Below are 15,747 nucleotides of genomic sequence, written 5' to 3'. Positions count from 1 at the left end.
GGAGTAGATCCTATAGCCCCAGTTCGGTCATTTGCACGACGCGGTGCTCGCGTGCGCTGATCTCGGCGGCAGTGCCGATCGCGACGGCGCGCAGGCCATCCTCCGCGGTGACTTGGACCGGCCCTTCACCACGAACCGCTGCGGCGAACGCGGCGTGCTGGTAATAGGTGGCGCCTTCGTGCGAGCCCGCGGCCTTGGCGGCGGGGTCGACGGCAACGTGGGCACGCTCGACCTGCTTCGGGTTCAGGAAACCGACGCGGGGGGAATAGACCAGTTCGCCTGCGGGGATCAGCACGTCGAGGCGGGCGGCGTCGCCGGTGGCGGACATTTCCTCCTGGTTCTCGGCACCGTCGGCGAACATGCTGAGGTCGAGCATCGCCCTTACGCCGTTCGCAAAATCGACCGTTGTGAAGCTGTTGTCGATGATGTCGGGACGCTGGCCGTCATAGCGTTCGTCGAGATGGTTCACGTCCATCGCGCCCGAGCAATATACGCGGACCGCTTCCGAGCCGACGATAAGCCGCATCAGGTCGAAGAAGTGGCAGCATTTCTCGACCATCGTGCCGCCGGTGTTGGCGGAGAAGCGGTTCCAGTCGCCGACCTTGGGCAGGAACGGGAAGCGGTGTTCGCGGATCGACAACATCTGCAAACGGCCGACGCGCCCGCCCTTCACCTGTTCGATGAACGCGGCGGCGGGGGGCATGAAGCGATATTCCATCCCGGTCCAGAACGGCTTTGCGTGAGTGGCAGCGCGCTCGACGATCCAGCGTGCGTCTTCGATCGTCGTCGCCAGCGGCTTCTCGCACAGGATCGCGGCGTCCATGTCGAACAGTCGATCGAGCACGTCGCGGTGCGTGTTGTTCGGCGAGGCGATGACGATCGCGTCAACGTCGGCGACCTTTGCGAACGCCTCGACCGAGTCGAACCGGGCGACGCCAGCGGCGCGGTCGCCGAGCGCCTCGCCCAGCGCGTCGGTCGCCCAGTCGATCGAGGTCGCGACCGGATCGGCGATCGCGACGATCTCGGCACCGGGCAGGATCGCCAGGTTGCGAAGGTGTTCGACGCCCATCATGCCCGTTCCGACGACGCCGTATCTGATCGTGGCTACCAAGCTGTCATTCCCTATGCCATGGCCGCCTGCATGACGACGATCCGCCTTTCCAACGACCTCCGCCCGCTCGGCAAGAGCGAAATCCTTGTTTCACCGATAGCCTGGGGCATGTGGCGGCTGGCCGGAGAGGTCGCGCCTGTCCATGCCATGATCGAGGCCGCGCTGTCGGCCGGGATCAACTTTTTCGACACCGCCGACATCTATGGCTGCGACGTGCCCGCCGGGTTTGGCTCGGCGGAGGAACTGTTCGGGCGCGCGCTGGCCCAAGACCGGTCATTGCGGGCGAAAATGGTGATCGCGACCAAGGCGGGCATTCGGCCCGGCATCCCGTATAATTCGAGCGCGACGTATCTTGCCGATGCGCTCGACGCGTCGCTGACGCGGATCGGCGTCGAGCAGGTCGACCTGTACCAGATCCACCGTCGCGATTTTCTGACTCATCCGCACGAGGTGGCCGAAACGCTGACCCGGATGGTCGAGGCGGGCAAGATCCGCAGCATCGGTGTGTCGAACTACAGCGTGGACGAGTTCGACGCGTTGCAGGCTTTCCTCGGCCAACCGATCGTCAGCACGCAGCCCGAGTTCTCGCCGCTGCGAACCGCGCCGCTGTTCGACGGGACGCTCGATCACGCAATGCGGCTCGGTGTCGCGGTGATGGCGTGGTCGCCGCTCGGTGGCGGGCGGCTGGCGCAGGGCGATCATCCGGCGGCCAAGCTGCTGGCCGAGCATGGCGCGCGCTACGACGTCGATGCGGCGACCGCGACGCTGGCGTGGATCATGGCGCATCCGGCGCGAATCATCCCGATCGTCGGGTCGCAGAATCCGGCGCGGGTCGCTGCGTCGGCGGATGCTTACAAGGTCGAGTGGACGCGGGCTGAATGGTATGCAGTGCTGCAGGCCGGGATGGGTGAGAATCTGCCATGACCGTCCTGCCCCCCTGCGAAATCAGCTGGTTCTCGGCGCTGTGCGACGACGATTACGAGTTTCTCGGCGTGCCCGATGCGGCGCTGAAATCGAGCTGGGAGCATTGCCGCGACATCGTGATGCAGGCGGAGACCGCAGGCTACGACAATATTCTCCTGCCGTCGGGCTATGCGCTGGGGATCGACACGACCGCGTTCGCGGCGGGGATCGCGCCGATGCTCAAGCGCCTGCGGTTGCTGATGGCGGTGCGGATCGGCGAGAGTTGGCCGCCGCAACTCGCGCGCCAGATCGCGACGATCGACCGGATGTTGGGCGGACGGCTGGCGATCAACATCATCTCGAGCGACCTGCCGGGCGAGAAGCTGGAGAGCGCGCCGCGGTATGCGCGAACGGTCGAGGCGATGCACATCCTGCGCACGTTGCTCGACGGCAGGCCGCTCGATAATGATGGCGAGTTCTGGAAGCTGAAGGTCGATCCGCCGCGGGTGACGGCGGTTTCGGGGAAATGCCCGGCGCTGTATTTCGGAGGGCTGTCGGAGGCGGCGCGCGATGCGGCGGCAACCAATGCCGACGTGTATTTGATGTGGCCGGATACGATGGATGCGGTGCGGGCGATCGTCGCGGATCTGCGGTCGCGGGCGACTAAGCACGGCCGCACGCTTAAGTTCGGCTACCGCGTCCATGTCGTCGTCCGCGAGAATGAGGCCGAGGCCCGCGCTGCCGCCGACCGGCTACTCTCGAAGCTCGACGATGCCGAGGGTCGTGCGATCCGGGAGCGCTCGCTGGATTCGCAGTCAGCCGGCGTGCGGCGTCAGGCCGAGCTGCGCGAAGGATCGGACGACGGGTATGCCGAGGCGAACCTGTGGACCGGGATAGGTCGGGCCCGCTCGGGCTGCGGCGCGGCGATCGTCGGCGATCCTGATCAGGTACTGGCTAAGCTGAATGCTTACCGGGCGGAGGGGATCGATGCGTTCATTCTCTCTGGCTATCCGCATGCGGCCGAGGCCGATCTGTTCGCGCGGCATGTATTGCCGCGGATCGAGCACGGGCCTTTGGTGATTTGAACGCAGGCTTTCCCGGTAGGTAGCGCCACCCCGGCGGAGGCCGGGGCCCAGTTGGGGGACGTTGCTAACTGAGCGCTCCGCTCCGTTACTGCGACCTTTCCAACTGGGCCCCGGCCTCCGCCGGGGTGGTATTGGGGTGGCGGTGGCCCTCCCCTCCTTGTTCTCCTGCGAAGGCGGGAGCCCAGTCTGGATCCCCGCCTTCGCGGGGAAACAAGCGTGCTTGATTGATCAGATAATCCCCGAACAAATCCGCGAAGTGAGGGCCAGCCTGTCCGCCCCGCTGCAACCAAAAAACCGGCTCCGCGAAGAGAAACTGGCTGGCCACCGCGCGCCTATCGTCCATGCTAAGCGCGTATGACCAAGCCTACCAAGACCGTAGCCCAACTCGGCGCCCGCGCCCGCGCGCTGCTGTTCGCGCTCGTCGTCACCGCGGGTATCCTCAACCTCGTCGACCGCCAGATCATCTCCGTCCTGAAGCCGATCATCGCCACTGACCTCGGCTGGAGCGACGATGATTACGGCACGCTCGCCGCCTGGTTCCAGGGGGGCGCGGCGTTCGCATTCCTGTTCACCGGGTGGATCGTCGACAAGCTCGGCGTCAAATGGGCGAACCCGATCGGCGTCGCGGCGTGGAGCATCGCGGCGATGGCGCATGGCTGGGCGCGGTCGATGACCGAGTTCGTGATGATCCGCGTCAGCCTCGGCGCGACAGAGGCGATGGGGACGCCGACCGGGATCAAGACGATCGCCTCCGTGCTGCCCAAGAACTGGCGATCCAGCGGATTCGGCGCGACCAACGCCGCCAACAGCATCGGCGCGATCCTGGCACCGCTGGCGATCCCGGGCGTAGCGCTGCTGGTCGGGTGGCGCGGGACGTTCGTCGCGGCGGGCGCTCTAGGGCTCGTCTGGGCTGCGGTATGGCTGGTCGCGACACGGCGCGTGACTTTCTCCCCGCCCCGTCCGGTCGAGACGGATACCGCTCCCCTCGCCGAGTACGGTCCGATCCTGCGCAACCGCCAGACCTGGGCGATCGCGGTCGCCAAGATCCTGTCGGATGCGACCTGGTGGCTGCTGCTGTTCTGGCTGCCCGACTTCTTCCACCGGCAATACGGACTGACCGGCGTCGCACTCGGCGTGCCGCTCGCCATTGCTTATGGTGGCGCGGCGGTCGGGTCGCTGCTCGGCGGCGGGGTTTCGACGCGGCTTCTGAGCCTCGGCTACAGCGTCAACGCTGTCCGCAAAGGCATCTTGCTGGTCGCCGCGCTGTGCGTGCTGCCGATCCCGCTGGTGCTCTACGCGGGCAATTATGCGGTCACGATCGGCCTCATGGCGCTGACCCTGGCAGCACATCAGGCATTTTCGACCAATCTCTTCGCGCTGATCGCCGACGTCGTGCCGCAGGACAAGCTCGGCCGAGTGACGGCGTTCGGATCGTTCAGCGGCAACGTCGGTGGGATGGTGATCGCCAAGGTCGCGGGGCTCGTGCTCACCGCAGGGCTCGGGTATCTCCCGTTATTCCTGTTCGCGAGCGTGTCGTACCTGCTCGCGGTCGGGTGGATCCAGCTGCTCTTGCCGAGGCTGCGTCCGATCGAGGCGCGCTAAAGCAGATACGACGCACCTGCATATCGTTCTTTATACCCATCGCGCGAATGGGATTTACAAGGCGGCATCAATTTCGGGGAGGGAACCCATGATCGACCCACGCATCCAGCGGCGCCATGTCGCGCTGTTCGCCGGCACCGCACTCGTCGCGCTCACCACTCCGGCTGCGGCGCAGGATATTCCCGCGACGACACCGGCAACGGCGTCGACAACGGCGCCCGCCCCGGCTGCGCAGAGCGACGAGGTGATCGTCACCGCGCGCTATCGCAACGAGACGCTCCAGTCAGTGCCGATCGCGATCACCGCAGTCAGCGGTCAGTCGCTCGCCGAGCGCCAGTTGAACACGGTCGAGAACATCGCCGCGACGATTCCCTCGGTCGGCTTCCGCAGCGGTGCGTCGAACAAGGATCGCACGATCTTCATCCGCGGCGTCGGCACGATCACGACCTCGCCCGGCGTCGAGCCATCGGTGTCGACCGTGCTCGATGGCGTCGTCCTGACCCGCCCCGGCCAGTCGACACTCGACCTCGGCGAAGTCGAGCGGATCGAGGTCTTGCGCGGACCGCAGGGCACGTTGTTCGGCAAGAACGCCTCGGCGGGCGTGGTCAACATCGTCACGCGCAACCCGACCGACGAACTCCGCGCGTTCGGCGAGGCCGGCATCACCTCCGACGAGGAATACCGGATCAAGGCCGGCATCTCGGGCGCGCTCGTCCCCGGCAAGGTGCAGGCGCTGATCGGCGGGCTGTACGACGACTATAAGGGCAACGTCCGCAACGTCGCGCAGGGCAAGGACGTCAACGGCTACCGGCGCTATGGCGCGCGCGGCAAGCTGGTCGTCACGCCGTCCGACGACCTGAAGTTCACGATCATCGGCGACTATCTCAACTCGCACGATACGACGCCGACCAGCGTCTATGCCGCCACCAGCCGCACCGCGTATCCGACCGGTGTCGTCACCAACTCGCCCGACCTCGCCGCCGCGCTGGGCGCAAGCGGGATCGTCGCGGGACCGAGCAATCGCCGGACCAACAACAATTCGATCACCGACGTGAAGGACGAGAATTACGGCGGGTCGTTCACCGGCGAACTCGCGCTCGGCGACTACCACATCACCTCGATCACCGGCTGGCGGCAATGGCTCAACAACCAGCGCCAGGACTACGACAGCGTCGCCGCGCTCTCGACCGCGTTCCCGTCGGGACAGGACGCAGGCAGCGTCAACACCAAGCAATTTTCCGAGGAACTGCGGCTGACGTCCCCCAAGGGTGGCCTCATCGACTATGTCGTCGGCGCCTATTACCTGCACGCGACGACCGACGAGCGATACCAGCGCACGCTGACCTCGCTCGCGGCGGGTGGCGCGCAGTCCACCACGACGGGCGTCGCCAACTACGGCATCACCAACGACAATTACGCGCTGTTCGGTGAGGCTAACGTCAATTTCACGCCCAAATTCCGCGGTATCGCCGGCTATCGCTCGACCTGGGACAGCCTCGATTTCTACCACGTCCGCACTTCGACCGCGGATCCGCTCAACACCGGCGCGGCGGCGCTCGATCGCCCCGGCGTCCGCGCCTATCACAACGCGACCGGCGGGATTGACAAGCGCGGCGACAGCTATCGCCTAGGCCTCCAATACGACATTAGCGAGCACGCACAGACCTATTTCACCTATTCGCACGGCTATAAGGGCCCGGCGTACAACGTGTATTTCAACATGCGATCGCTCAACGCGACGACCCCGCTCGACGAAGTCCCGCTGAGTCCGGAGACGTCCAATTCCTACGAAATCGGGCTGAAGGGCAGCACCGCGAACCGTGCACTGAGCTATAGCCTCGCCGCGTTCACGACCAACTTCGATGGCTATCAGGCGAGCTTCAACGACGTCGTCGCGGGCGCGCAAGTCAGCCGGCTGATCAACGCCGGGTCGGTCCGCTCGCGCGGGGTCGAGGCGGATGTGACCTTGCGCCCGACCAAGGGCCTGACGCTCGACATCTCCGCCGCCTATACCGATGCGACGGTCCGCAACTTTCTCTGCCCGACCGGCGCGCCGACGAGCTGCAACATCAACGGCCAGCCGCTCCCCTATGCGCCGAAGATCAAGCTGTACGAGAATGCGGCGTACAAGTTCGGACTGACCGACACGCTGGCGCTCGAGTTGCAGACCGACGTGACGTTCAGCAGCAAGGTGCAATATTCGCTCGCCGAGACGCCGAGCACGGTCCAGCCATCCTACGCGATCTGGAACGCGAGCGTCGCTGTGCTGAGCGATACGTCGGGCTGGCAGCTGCGGGCGTATGTGAAGAACCTGACGAACACCTCCTATTCGTCGTTCCTCACCGCGGGCACGTTTGCGGGCACGGTGCGGTTCGTGCCGCGCGACGACAAGCGCTATGCCGGGCTGCTGCTGCGCAAGGACTTCTGATCGAGCCTCGATTCCGCCCCCTGCTGATGCGTTGAGGCTGGATCGCCCCCTTCAGTAGACAAGCCGCTGTAATTGCGGCGCCATGCGGTACGCGCGTTCTTCCTATCGAGCGCGTTTTACCACATGGTGCCCGCATGCCGACGATCCCCGCCGTCTCGACGATCGCCCAGACGATCCAGCTTTCGCTAGCGCCCGTGTTCATGCTGGCGGGTATCGGCCAGTTGCTCAACGTGCTGGCCGGCCGTCTGTCGCGGGTGATCGACCGCGCGCGGAAACTGGAACATCTGCACGCGAGCAGCACCGGGCCGGAGCATGTCCGCTTCGTCTGGGAATTGCGCCTGCTCGACCGCCGGATGACGATCATCAACGCTGCGCTGTTCCTCGCGGTCTCAAGCGCAATCATGACGTGTATCCTGATCGCGCTGCTGTTCATCGCCGAACTCGCGAAGCTGCATTTCGGAACCTACGTCGCGGTGTGCTTCATCCTGGCGATGATCCTGCTGATCGCGGCGCTGATCTCGTTTATCTTCGAGGTGCGGATTTCGCTCCGCGCATTTCGTATCCGCCCCGAATTGCTGAGGCCCTTGCCATGACCGGCTCGATCGAGAAGCGCCTGTTGCAGGCCGTGATTGCGGTGGCGTGCCTGTTGCCGCTGATCGTCGGCGGTCAGGGTATCCTGCACGGCCCTGCGCCATTCGGGCATCTGGCCGACGTGCCAAAGGATCTCGACAGCCATTTTCGGTATATCTCGGGGATATTCTTCGCGACTGGTCTCGGGTTCGTGAGTTGCATCCCGAATATCGAGCGCAAGGGACCGCGGTTCCGGTTGCTCGGCGGGCTGATCTTCGTCGGGGGCGTGTCGCGGCTGATATCGTTGATTGCGGTCGGCGTACCGTCGCAGGGTCACGTGCTCGGATTGGGGATGGAGACGATCGTCGTGCCGTTGCTGATGCTGTGGCAATGGAATTTCGCACGGCGGAATTTCGCGCGGCGGAACGCGTTGCGCGCTTGATCTGAACGATGATCGCCAGCGTGCGTTAGGGCGACATCCAATCCCATGCAGACAGGAACGCCGTGACGAGACTATTGAAGATCGTCGGCGGTGCGATCCTGTTGCTGGTGTTGGTCGGTGCGCTGATCGTGACGATCGTGCCGCAATTCCTCGACCGGATCTATTATCGCGGGTCCGTGTCGCGCCATTTCGACGGTGCGCGGTTCTTCAATCCCGATGGCGACGCGGATACGCGGCAGATCCAGCCCAAGGGCAGTGGTGGCGGCCGGGCGAGCTTCTTTTGGAAGTATTTCACCGGCAGCGATGGCCGGCCTGCGTGGCCGAAGTCGGTCGCGGTGAACCGGGTCGCGCCGCCTGCTCGCGTCGAGGGCGAGCGGATGGTCGTGACGTGGGTCGGCCATGCCAGCGTACTGATCCAGACGCAGGGTCTCAACATCCTCACCGATCCGGTCTGGGCGGAAAAGGCGGGGCCGCTGGGGACGGGACCGCGCCGTGTCGCCGAGCCGGGGATCGCGTTCGAGGCGTTGCCCAGGATCGACCTCGTGCTGGTCAGCCACAATCATTACGATCATCTCGACAAGGCGACGCTGAAGCGGCTGTGGCAGCGCGATCGGCCGCGGATCATCACCAGTCTGGGCAATGACAGCGTGATCGGCCAGACCGGCGCGCAGGCGACCGCGCTCGACTGGGGCCAGCGGGTAGCGATCAAGCCGGGCGTCGCGGTCACCGTGACGCGCAACCATCATTGGGGCAGCCGCTGGTTCACCGATCGCAACCGCGCCCTGTGGTCGAGCTTCGTCGTGACGCTGCCGGGCGGGAACGTGTTTTTCGCGGGCGATACCGGGATGGGCAACGGCCAGTGGCCGGTCGAAGCGGCGGCGCTGGGGCCGATCCGGCTGGCGCTGATCCCGATCGGTGCGTTCCGTTTCGTCGACGGGCAGATGGAATCGGGGAGCCATATCGGGCCGGTCGATGCGGTCGAGGTCTTCCGGCGACTGGGCGCGGCGCACGCGATCCCGATTCACTGGGGGACGTTCCGGCTGTCGTTCGAGGGGTATGATACGCCGCCGAAACTGCTGGCGGCGGCGATGCGGTGCACGGGGCAGACTGGGTTCGCGCCGGTTGCGATCGGGCAGCCAGTGGAGGTTGCGAGGTATGTAAAGCCGGTGACGGTAAAGCCGATGGCTCGGGCGGCTTTGTTGCAGTGTCTCGATACGCCGCAGGTTCGCGCACTCCGTTAATTCTTCCGTCACCCCGGAGTTGTTCGGCGCGTATCCCCTGCGACCAAGTAAGCCTGTTTCCCCGCGAAGGCGGGGACCCAGACTGGGCTCCCGCCTTCGCGGGAGAACAAGGGAGAGAAGGGTGACGCCGGCTCCACATCCCACCACCCCCGGCGAAGGCCGGGGCCCAGTTGGAAAGGTCGCAGTAACGGAAGACCGCGTTAAGTTAGCGACGTTCCCCAACTGGGCCCCGGCCTTCGCCGGGGAGGTGTACCCGGTCGGATGCGATAGGCGCCGAACACAGCCCGCGCTTCACCCCATCTTGAACACGCAGAGCTTGTTGCCGTCGGGATCGCGGAAATACGCGCCGTAGAAGCCCATCTCCTCAGGCCCGCGCGTGCCGGCAGCGCCTTCGTCCGCTGCACCCAGTTCGATCGCCTTGGCGTAGACCTGGTCGACCTGCTCGCGCGAATCCGCCGCCAGCGCGACCATCGTACCATTGCCCGCGGTCGCGGCTGCGCCGTCATAGGGCTTGCCGATCACGAGCATCGGCTTGTCGGGGCCCGCGCCGTAGAAGGTCAACTGGCGGGCGTCGGGCATCTGCATGAGGCGCTTGCCGCCGACCGTCGCGAACAGCGCGTCGTAAAACGCCAGCGCCGAGTCGATTTCGTTGGTGCCGAGCGTCGCGTAACCGATCATGTGTCTCTCCTGTTTGGTGGAGAAGCCTATCGACGGATTGGACAAGGGACGCAATTGACCTTGCTGTTCCACCGCGAAGGCGGGGTCCAAGCCCGAACCCTCCCGGCATGCGACGGTCATGTAATCCCTGGGCCCCCGCGTTCGCGGGGGAACAGCTAGCGTTAAGGTCGTGGATTACCCGACGAAAGCGCGCTCGATCACGAACGTACCCGGCTTCGAATTCGCGCCCTCCTCGAAGCCCTGCGCCTCGAGCATCACCGCGAATTCCTTGATCATCTCGGTCGATCCGCACAGCATCGCGCGATCCGTCTCGGGGTTGAGCTTCTGCTCGCCGCGGACCGGATGGCCGAACAGCGACGCGTCCTCGATCAGCGCACCGATCCGCCGCGTGGTGCGGAACGGCTCGCGCGTCACGGTCGGGATGTAGTGGAACTGCGTCTGCGCTTCGTCGGCGATCAGCGGATCCTCCGCGAGCAGCCCGACCATCTCGTCATGATAGGCGAGATCGCTCACGCGGCGCACGCTGTGCACGACGATCACCTGCTCATACGCCGCATAGACGTCGGGATCGCGCATCAGGCTGAGGAACGGCGCGAGGCCGGTGCCGGTCGAGAACATGAACAACCGCTTCCCCGGCAACAGCGCGTCGAGCACCAGCGTGCCGGTCGGCTTCTTGCCGAGATACACCTCGTCGCCCGCCTGGATCAGCTGGAGCTTCGAGGTCAGCGGGCCGTCCTCGACCTTGATCGACAGGAACTCGAGCTCCTCCGAATAATGCGGGGACGCGATCGAATAGGCGCGCATGATCGGCTTGCCGCCTTCCTGGGGAAGACCGATCATCACGAACTCGCCCGAGCGGAAACGGAAAGTCGACGGGCGCTCGATCGCGAAGCTGAACAGATGTTCGTTCCAGTGACGCACCCACAGCACCTTGGCGTTGAGGAACGCGGGGGTCTCGGGGATCAGCGCGGGCGCGCGGGTTGCTTCGACGGTCGGGGCGGTCATGCGTCTATTCCTTGGCCTGCGCGCGGGCGCTGGCGGATCGATGGCTTGCGAAACGGTCGCATTATGGGCGTGAGCCGGACGGGTCAACAACAGCTAAACTTGGCATCGGCCAAACAGGTCCCGTGGCCGTTGCCGACTCGAGCGATGTTCCCCATATTCCCCCTCGATGGCCATTCAGATCCGCACCAGTCTAGCCGAGCCCGAAACCGGCGAAAGCTTCGTCCCGCACCGCCCGACCGCGCGTCCCGACAAGGTCGAGGGCGGCAAGCGGTTCAACCTCGTCAGCGAATACGAACCCGCGGGCGACCAGCCCACTGCGATCGCCGAACTCGTCTCCGCGATCGGCGACGGCGAGAAGGACCAGGTGCTGCTCGGCGTCACCGGCTCAGGCAAGACCTTCACGATGGCCAGCGTCATCAACCGCGTCCAGCGCCCCGCGCTGATCCTCGCGCCGAACAAGATCCTGGCCGCGCAGCTCTACGGCGAGATGAAGTCGTTCTTCCCCGACAACGCGGTCGAATATTTCGTCAGCTATTACGATTATTACCAGCCCGAAGCGTATGTCGCGCGCTCCGACACGTACATCGAGAAGGAATCGTCCACCAACGAGTCGATCGACCGGATGCGGCATTCCGCCACCCGTGCGCTGCTCGAACGCGACGACGTCATCATCGTCGCGTCAGTGTCGTGCCTGTACGGCATCGGCTCGGTCGAGACCTATTCGGCGATGATCTTCGACCTCAAGAAAGGCACGACGGTCGACCAGCGCGAGATCGTGCGGAAACTCGTCGCGCTCCAGTACAAGCGCAACGACGCAGCGTTCCAGCGCGGCAATTTCCGCGTGAAGGGCGATACGCTCGAGATCTTCCCGTCGCATTACGAGGACAGCGCATGGCGCATCTCGTTCTTCGGCGACGATATCGAGGAGATCATCGAGTTCGATCCGCTGACCGGCAAGAAGGTCGCGTCGCTGAACTCGGTGCGCGTGTATGCGAACTCGCATTACGTGACGCCCGGCCCGACGCTCAAGCAGGCAGGCGAGGCGATCAAGCACGAGCTGGCCGAGCGGCTGAAGGAACTGGTGCTGGAGGGCAAGCTGCTGGAGGCGCAGCGGCTGGAGCAGCGCACCAACTTCGACCTGGAGATGATCGCGGCGACCGGCTCCTGCGCGGGGATCGAGAATTACAGTCGCTTCCTGACCGGCCGCATGCCGGGCGAGCCGCCACCCACTTTGTTCGAATATCTCCCGGACAACGCGCTGCTGTTCGTCGACGAGAGCCACGTCACGATCGGCCAGATCAACGGCATGTCGCGCGGCGATCACCGTCGCAAACTGACGCTCGCGGAGTACGGCTTCCGCCTACCGAGCGCGATCGACAACCGCCCGCTGCGCTTCAACGAATGGGACGCGATGCGCCCGCCGACGACCTATGTCTCGGCGACTCCGGGCAGCTGGGAGATGGAGCAGACCGGCGGCGTGTTCGCCGAACAGGTCATCCGTCCAACCGGGCTGATCGATCCGCCCGTCGAGATCAAGCCGGTCGAGGAGCAGGTCCAGGACCTGATCGTCGAGGTCGGCAAGACCACGGCGTTAGGGTATCGCACGCTGGTCACCACGCTGACCAAGCGGATGGCGGAGGACTTGACCGAGTATATGCACGAGGCGGGGATCAAGGTCCGCTACATGCACAGCGACGTCGAGACGCTGGAGCGCATCGAACTGATCCGCGACCTGCGGCTCGGCGTGTACGACGTGCTGATCGGCATCAACCTGTTGCGCGAGGGGCTCGACATTCCCGAATGCGGGCTGGTGGCGATCCTCGATGCAGACAAGGAGGGCTTCCTGCGCTCCGAGACCTCGCTGATCCAGACGATCGGCCGCGCCGCGCGCAACGTCGACGGCCGCGTGATCCTGTACGCCGACCGCGTCACCGGATCGATGGAGCGCGCGATGAACGAAACCTCGCGCCGTCGCGAGAAACAGGTCGCGTACAACACCGAACACGGCATCACCCCGACGACGATCCGCCGCAACATCGGCGACATCATCGCGCATGTGGCGAGCCAGGATCAGGTGACGATCCCGATCGACGAGGACCGGCCGCACATGGTCGGCCACAACCTGCGCGCGTATATCGAGGATCTCGAGAAGCAGATGCGCAAGGCTGCGAGCGATCTCGAGTTCGAGACCGCCGGGCGTCTTCGCGACGAGATCCGTCAACTGGAGAACGAGGAACTGGGCCTGCCGGTTGACCAGCAGAAAGCGCCGGTCATGGGGCGCTCGAACGAGGGCAAGCCTGGCACGCGGAAGACGCGATACGGCAAGAGCCAGAAGATGCGGATGGGGGGATCACGGTCGCGGTAATCGCGGATGTGACCGGTGCGGGCAGCTTACCCGCACCGGTCGAAATGTCGCTTAGCCGACGACAAGGTCCTCGCTGCTCGACCCGTAATAGCTGGCAACGCGATCGGCATAAGCTTGGTCGAACACTGGTGCGTTGTTCGCCCAGCTCGGGCCGCCTTCGAGAACGCGCTTGTCGATCGTGACGACGTAGAGGTCGCGGACCGCGTCGAACTGGAGGAGGGCGAATGGCAGCGGGTAGAAGCTCTTGCCCATGCCGAGGAAGCCGCCGAGGCTGAGGACGGCGTGGGTGACGCGGCCGGTGCCCTTGTGGACCATGAACGCGTGGACCGAGCCGACATTGTCGCCGTCGCGGCTCTCGACCTTCATCGTGCTGGAGATGTTCGACTGGACGAGCAACTGGGTGGGCGTCTGGGCGGCGGTATCGGACATGGACGTTCTCCTGATTTCTTCCGTCGTTGAACCGGTATCACCGTGCGGCGGTTCCCGCCGGGCGCGCTTCGTCGTACTTGAGCGACCGCCGGGCGTGCCGCATAGCGATGCGATGCGCACTCCGTCCCCTCACCTCGTCGGCTCGCGATCGCTTGCCAGCCCCCTCGTCCTGGCGCAGCTTGCCGGTCTGGCGACGCTCGCGTCGATCGCGGGCTGCGTGCCGCCACCGCGGGCCGAAGCGCCGCCCCCGCCGCGCACCGTGGCCCCGGCGCCTGTTCCCGCGCCGCGTCCGGTACCTATCGCGGCGGACTGGCGCGACTGGCCGTATTCGCCGGGGACTTGGGTGTATCGCCGGGATGCGCGCGGTTCGATCGCTTTGTTCGGGCCAGCCAATGCCGACGCGTCGCTGACGGTGCGATGCGACACCGCGGCGCGCCAGGTCTACCTGTCGCGCGCGGGGAGCACGGCGACGCCGCTGACGATCCGCACGTCGAGTGTGACGCGCGCCGTGTCCGTACAACCGACCGGGGGCACGCCGCCCTATGTCGCGGCTGCGCTGATGCCGAACGATTCGTTGCTGGAGGCGATGGGGTTCAGTCGCGGGCGGTTCGTCGTCCAGCAGGCCGGACTACCGCCGCTCGTCGTACCCGCCTGGGCCGAGATTGAGCGCGTCACCGAGGATTGCCGCGGCTGATTTCGTTGAACCGGCAGTCGCACAGGATTGACCGAAAACTTCCGTAAAACAAGGCTTGTATCGCAGGCGCGGTCGGCACACATTGGCGTTGCGGTCAGGCTTGGCCGCGTTGTTTCAACAAGCGAAAGGAGGTGATCCGATGTCTCATGGTTCAGCAGTGAGTTCGGTTCGGTTCGTTCGGGGGACGCACCGCTAACGCCGCCGACATGCGTGGGGAGTATCCTCTCCCAGTCAACGCGTGTGTCACAGGATAGGCGGTACGCATGGTCCTCCGGGCTGGAGCTCTCCGGCCGCTGACCATGTCAGGAGGCTGTCGGTTCGTCGGGAGACGATCCGGCAGCCTCTTTTCGTTTGTGGAAACTACGGAGCGTGGTGGCATGCTGCGCTCGGGGGCAAACCCATTGCCCGGCCCGCGCTGCCTAATGTGAGGCCAATTACAGACCCCACCGCGCTACGTACTTGATCGGTTAAGTTTTGCGGGATTGTGTGGCCGAAACTATCCAGAGACTCCGGGACGTTTGGCACGCCGCCGTCCGTACCAGATCGAAGGGGCAGCGCACGTCCTTGTTCTCCCGAGAAGGCGGGAGCCCAGTCTGGATCCCCGCCTTCGCGGGGAAACATGCTGGTTCAGGTACACAGGCGGCGCTTTGCCCAGTAGAGGCGCCGACTGCTCAAAACCGCCCCTCTACAGGAACGACTTCGCCCGATTGAGGACGATGCTGCACATCCGCGTCTTCACCTGCCCGCCGAGGTCGTCGAGCGAAAACGCCTGGCCGTTCGGCGCCTGCACTTCACCTTCCTGTCCCGCGGCATAACCCGGCGACGTCTGCACGCCTTGTCGTCCGGTCAGTCGCTGGAGGATCGACTGCGCGCCGGTGGCCGGGGCCTTTGCGCTGCCCGCTCGCGACGCTGCATTCCGCCCGCCGGTTAAGGCGCCAAGTGCACCGCCTTGCCCGAGCAGATTGTTCTTCAGGCAATAGCCGAGCAACCCGGCAGCATTGCCCGCGCCGATCGATCCGACGTTCGGCAACGCGCCACCTAGCAGACCGCCGAGTCCCCCGAGGCTGCCCAGCCCACTCTGAGTCGACGCCGATTGCGGGGCGGTGGTCTGGGCCGAGGCCGTGGTCGCGAGGGCGAAGGCTGCGACGAGGGCGATTGCGGTCTTGGGCATGATGAGCGTGCTCCGATAAGGTC

Annotated in this window: 14 protein-coding genes; 9 read left to right on the top strand and 5 right to left on the bottom strand. The window is 65.3% G+C overall.

The features are described 5' to 3' along the window. Positions 1-10 precede the first annotated feature (10 nt). Positions 11-1,099 carry a Gfo/Idh/MocA family protein gene (locus C8J25_RS12050; RefSeq protein ID WP_107954801.1) on the bottom strand — a complete coding sequence of 363 codons (1,089 nt, stop codon included), beginning with the start codon at positions 1,097-1,099 and terminating at the stop codon, positions 11-13. 42 nt (positions 1,100-1,141) lie between these two features. On the opposite strand from C8J25_RS12050, the gene C8J25_RS12045 reads away from it, so the two are divergent. From C8J25_RS12045 to C8J25_RS12010, 7 genes are all read left to right on the top strand, one after another. Next, entirely contained in the window at positions 1,142-2,035 is an 894-nt protein-coding gene (locus C8J25_RS12045; protein ID WP_107954800.1) for an aldo/keto reductase, read from the top strand. Next, positions 2,032-3,099: an LLM class flavin-dependent oxidoreductase gene (locus C8J25_RS12040; protein ID WP_107954654.1), complete on the top strand. Its 1,068-nt coding sequence runs from the start codon at positions 2,032-2,034 to the stop codon at positions 3,097-3,099. Before C8J25_RS12045 ends, C8J25_RS12040 begins: the two co-directional genes overlap by 4 nt. Positions 3,100-3,453: 354 nt before the next feature. Next, positions 3,454-4,701, top strand: a complete 1,248-nt coding sequence (locus C8J25_RS12030; RefSeq protein ID WP_107954652.1) for an MFS transporter — start codon at positions 3,454-3,456, stop codon at positions 4,699-4,701. An 88-nt stretch (positions 4,702-4,789) separates the two neighbouring features. Continuing rightward, the gene (locus C8J25_RS12025) at positions 4,790-7,129 is read left to right on the top strand and encodes a TonB-dependent receptor (RefSeq protein ID WP_107954651.1); all 2,340 of its coding nucleotides are present in this window, start codon (positions 4,790-4,792) and stop codon (positions 7,127-7,129) included. 134 nt (positions 7,130-7,263) lie between these two features. Continuing rightward, entirely contained in the window at positions 7,264-7,722 is a 459-nt protein-coding gene (locus C8J25_RS12020) for a DUF2721 domain-containing protein (RefSeq protein WP_056065567.1), read from the top strand. Beyond that, entirely contained in the window at positions 7,719-8,141 is a 423-nt protein-coding gene (locus C8J25_RS12015) for a DUF4345 domain-containing protein (protein ID WP_107954650.1), read from the top strand. The genes C8J25_RS12020 and C8J25_RS12015 overlap by 4 nt, the downstream gene beginning before the upstream one ends. Positions 8,142-8,203: 62 nt before the next feature. Continuing rightward, on the top strand, positions 8,204-9,382 hold the full coding sequence (locus C8J25_RS12010; protein WP_107954649.1) for an MBL fold metallo-hydrolase: 1,179 nt from the start codon (positions 8,204-8,206) through the stop codon (positions 9,380-9,382). A 291-nt stretch (positions 9,383-9,673) separates the two neighbouring features. On the opposite strand, the gene C8J25_RS12005 is transcribed toward C8J25_RS12010, so the two are convergent. Together C8J25_RS12005 and C8J25_RS12000 are read right to left on the bottom strand one after the other, a co-directional pair. Then, complete coding sequence (locus C8J25_RS12005) at positions 9,674-10,060, bottom strand: VOC family protein (protein WP_107954648.1); 387 nt, start codon at positions 10,058-10,060, stop codon at positions 9,674-9,676. Between the two features lie 174 nt (positions 10,061-10,234). Then, positions 10,235-11,065, bottom strand: a complete 831-nt coding sequence (locus C8J25_RS12000; RefSeq protein WP_107954647.1) for a ferredoxin--NADP reductase — start codon at positions 11,063-11,065, stop codon at positions 10,235-10,237. Positions 11,066-11,231: 166 nt separating this feature from the next. On the opposite strand from C8J25_RS12000, the gene uvrB reads away from it, so the two are divergent. After that, entirely contained in the window at positions 11,232-13,430 is a 2,199-nt protein-coding gene (gene uvrB, locus C8J25_RS11995; RefSeq protein ID WP_056065553.1) for an excinuclease ABC subunit UvrB, read from the top strand. Positions 13,431-13,481: 51 nt separating this feature from the next. Here uvrB and C8J25_RS11990 read toward each other — a convergent pair whose 3' ends face one another. Continuing rightward, complete coding sequence (locus C8J25_RS11990; protein ID WP_107954646.1) at positions 13,482-13,859, bottom strand: PRC-barrel domain-containing protein; 378 nt, start codon at positions 13,857-13,859, stop codon at positions 13,482-13,484. A gap of 112 nt (positions 13,860-13,971) precedes the next feature. Between C8J25_RS11990 and C8J25_RS11985 the strand changes: the two genes are divergently transcribed. Next, complete coding sequence (locus C8J25_RS11985; protein ID WP_244187048.1) at positions 13,972-14,553, top strand: hypothetical protein; 582 nt, start codon at positions 13,972-13,974, stop codon at positions 14,551-14,553. Between the two features lie 685 nt (positions 14,554-15,238). Here C8J25_RS11985 and C8J25_RS11980 read toward each other — a convergent pair. Next, on the bottom strand, positions 15,239-15,724 hold the full coding sequence (locus C8J25_RS11980) for a DUF2501 domain-containing protein (protein ID WP_167397712.1): 486 nt from the start codon (positions 15,722-15,724) through the stop codon (positions 15,239-15,241). Between the last annotated feature and the right edge of the window lie 23 nt (positions 15,725-15,747).

Origin of the sequence: Sphingomonas faeni (assembly GCF_003053745.1) — a bacterium.
In the GTDB taxonomy this organism is placed as follows: Bacteria; Pseudomonadota; Alphaproteobacteria; order Sphingomonadales; family Sphingomonadaceae; genus Sphingomonas; species Sphingomonas faeni.
Note: the sequence above shows the minus strand (reverse complement) of the source record. Positions and strands in the feature narration are given on the sequence as shown.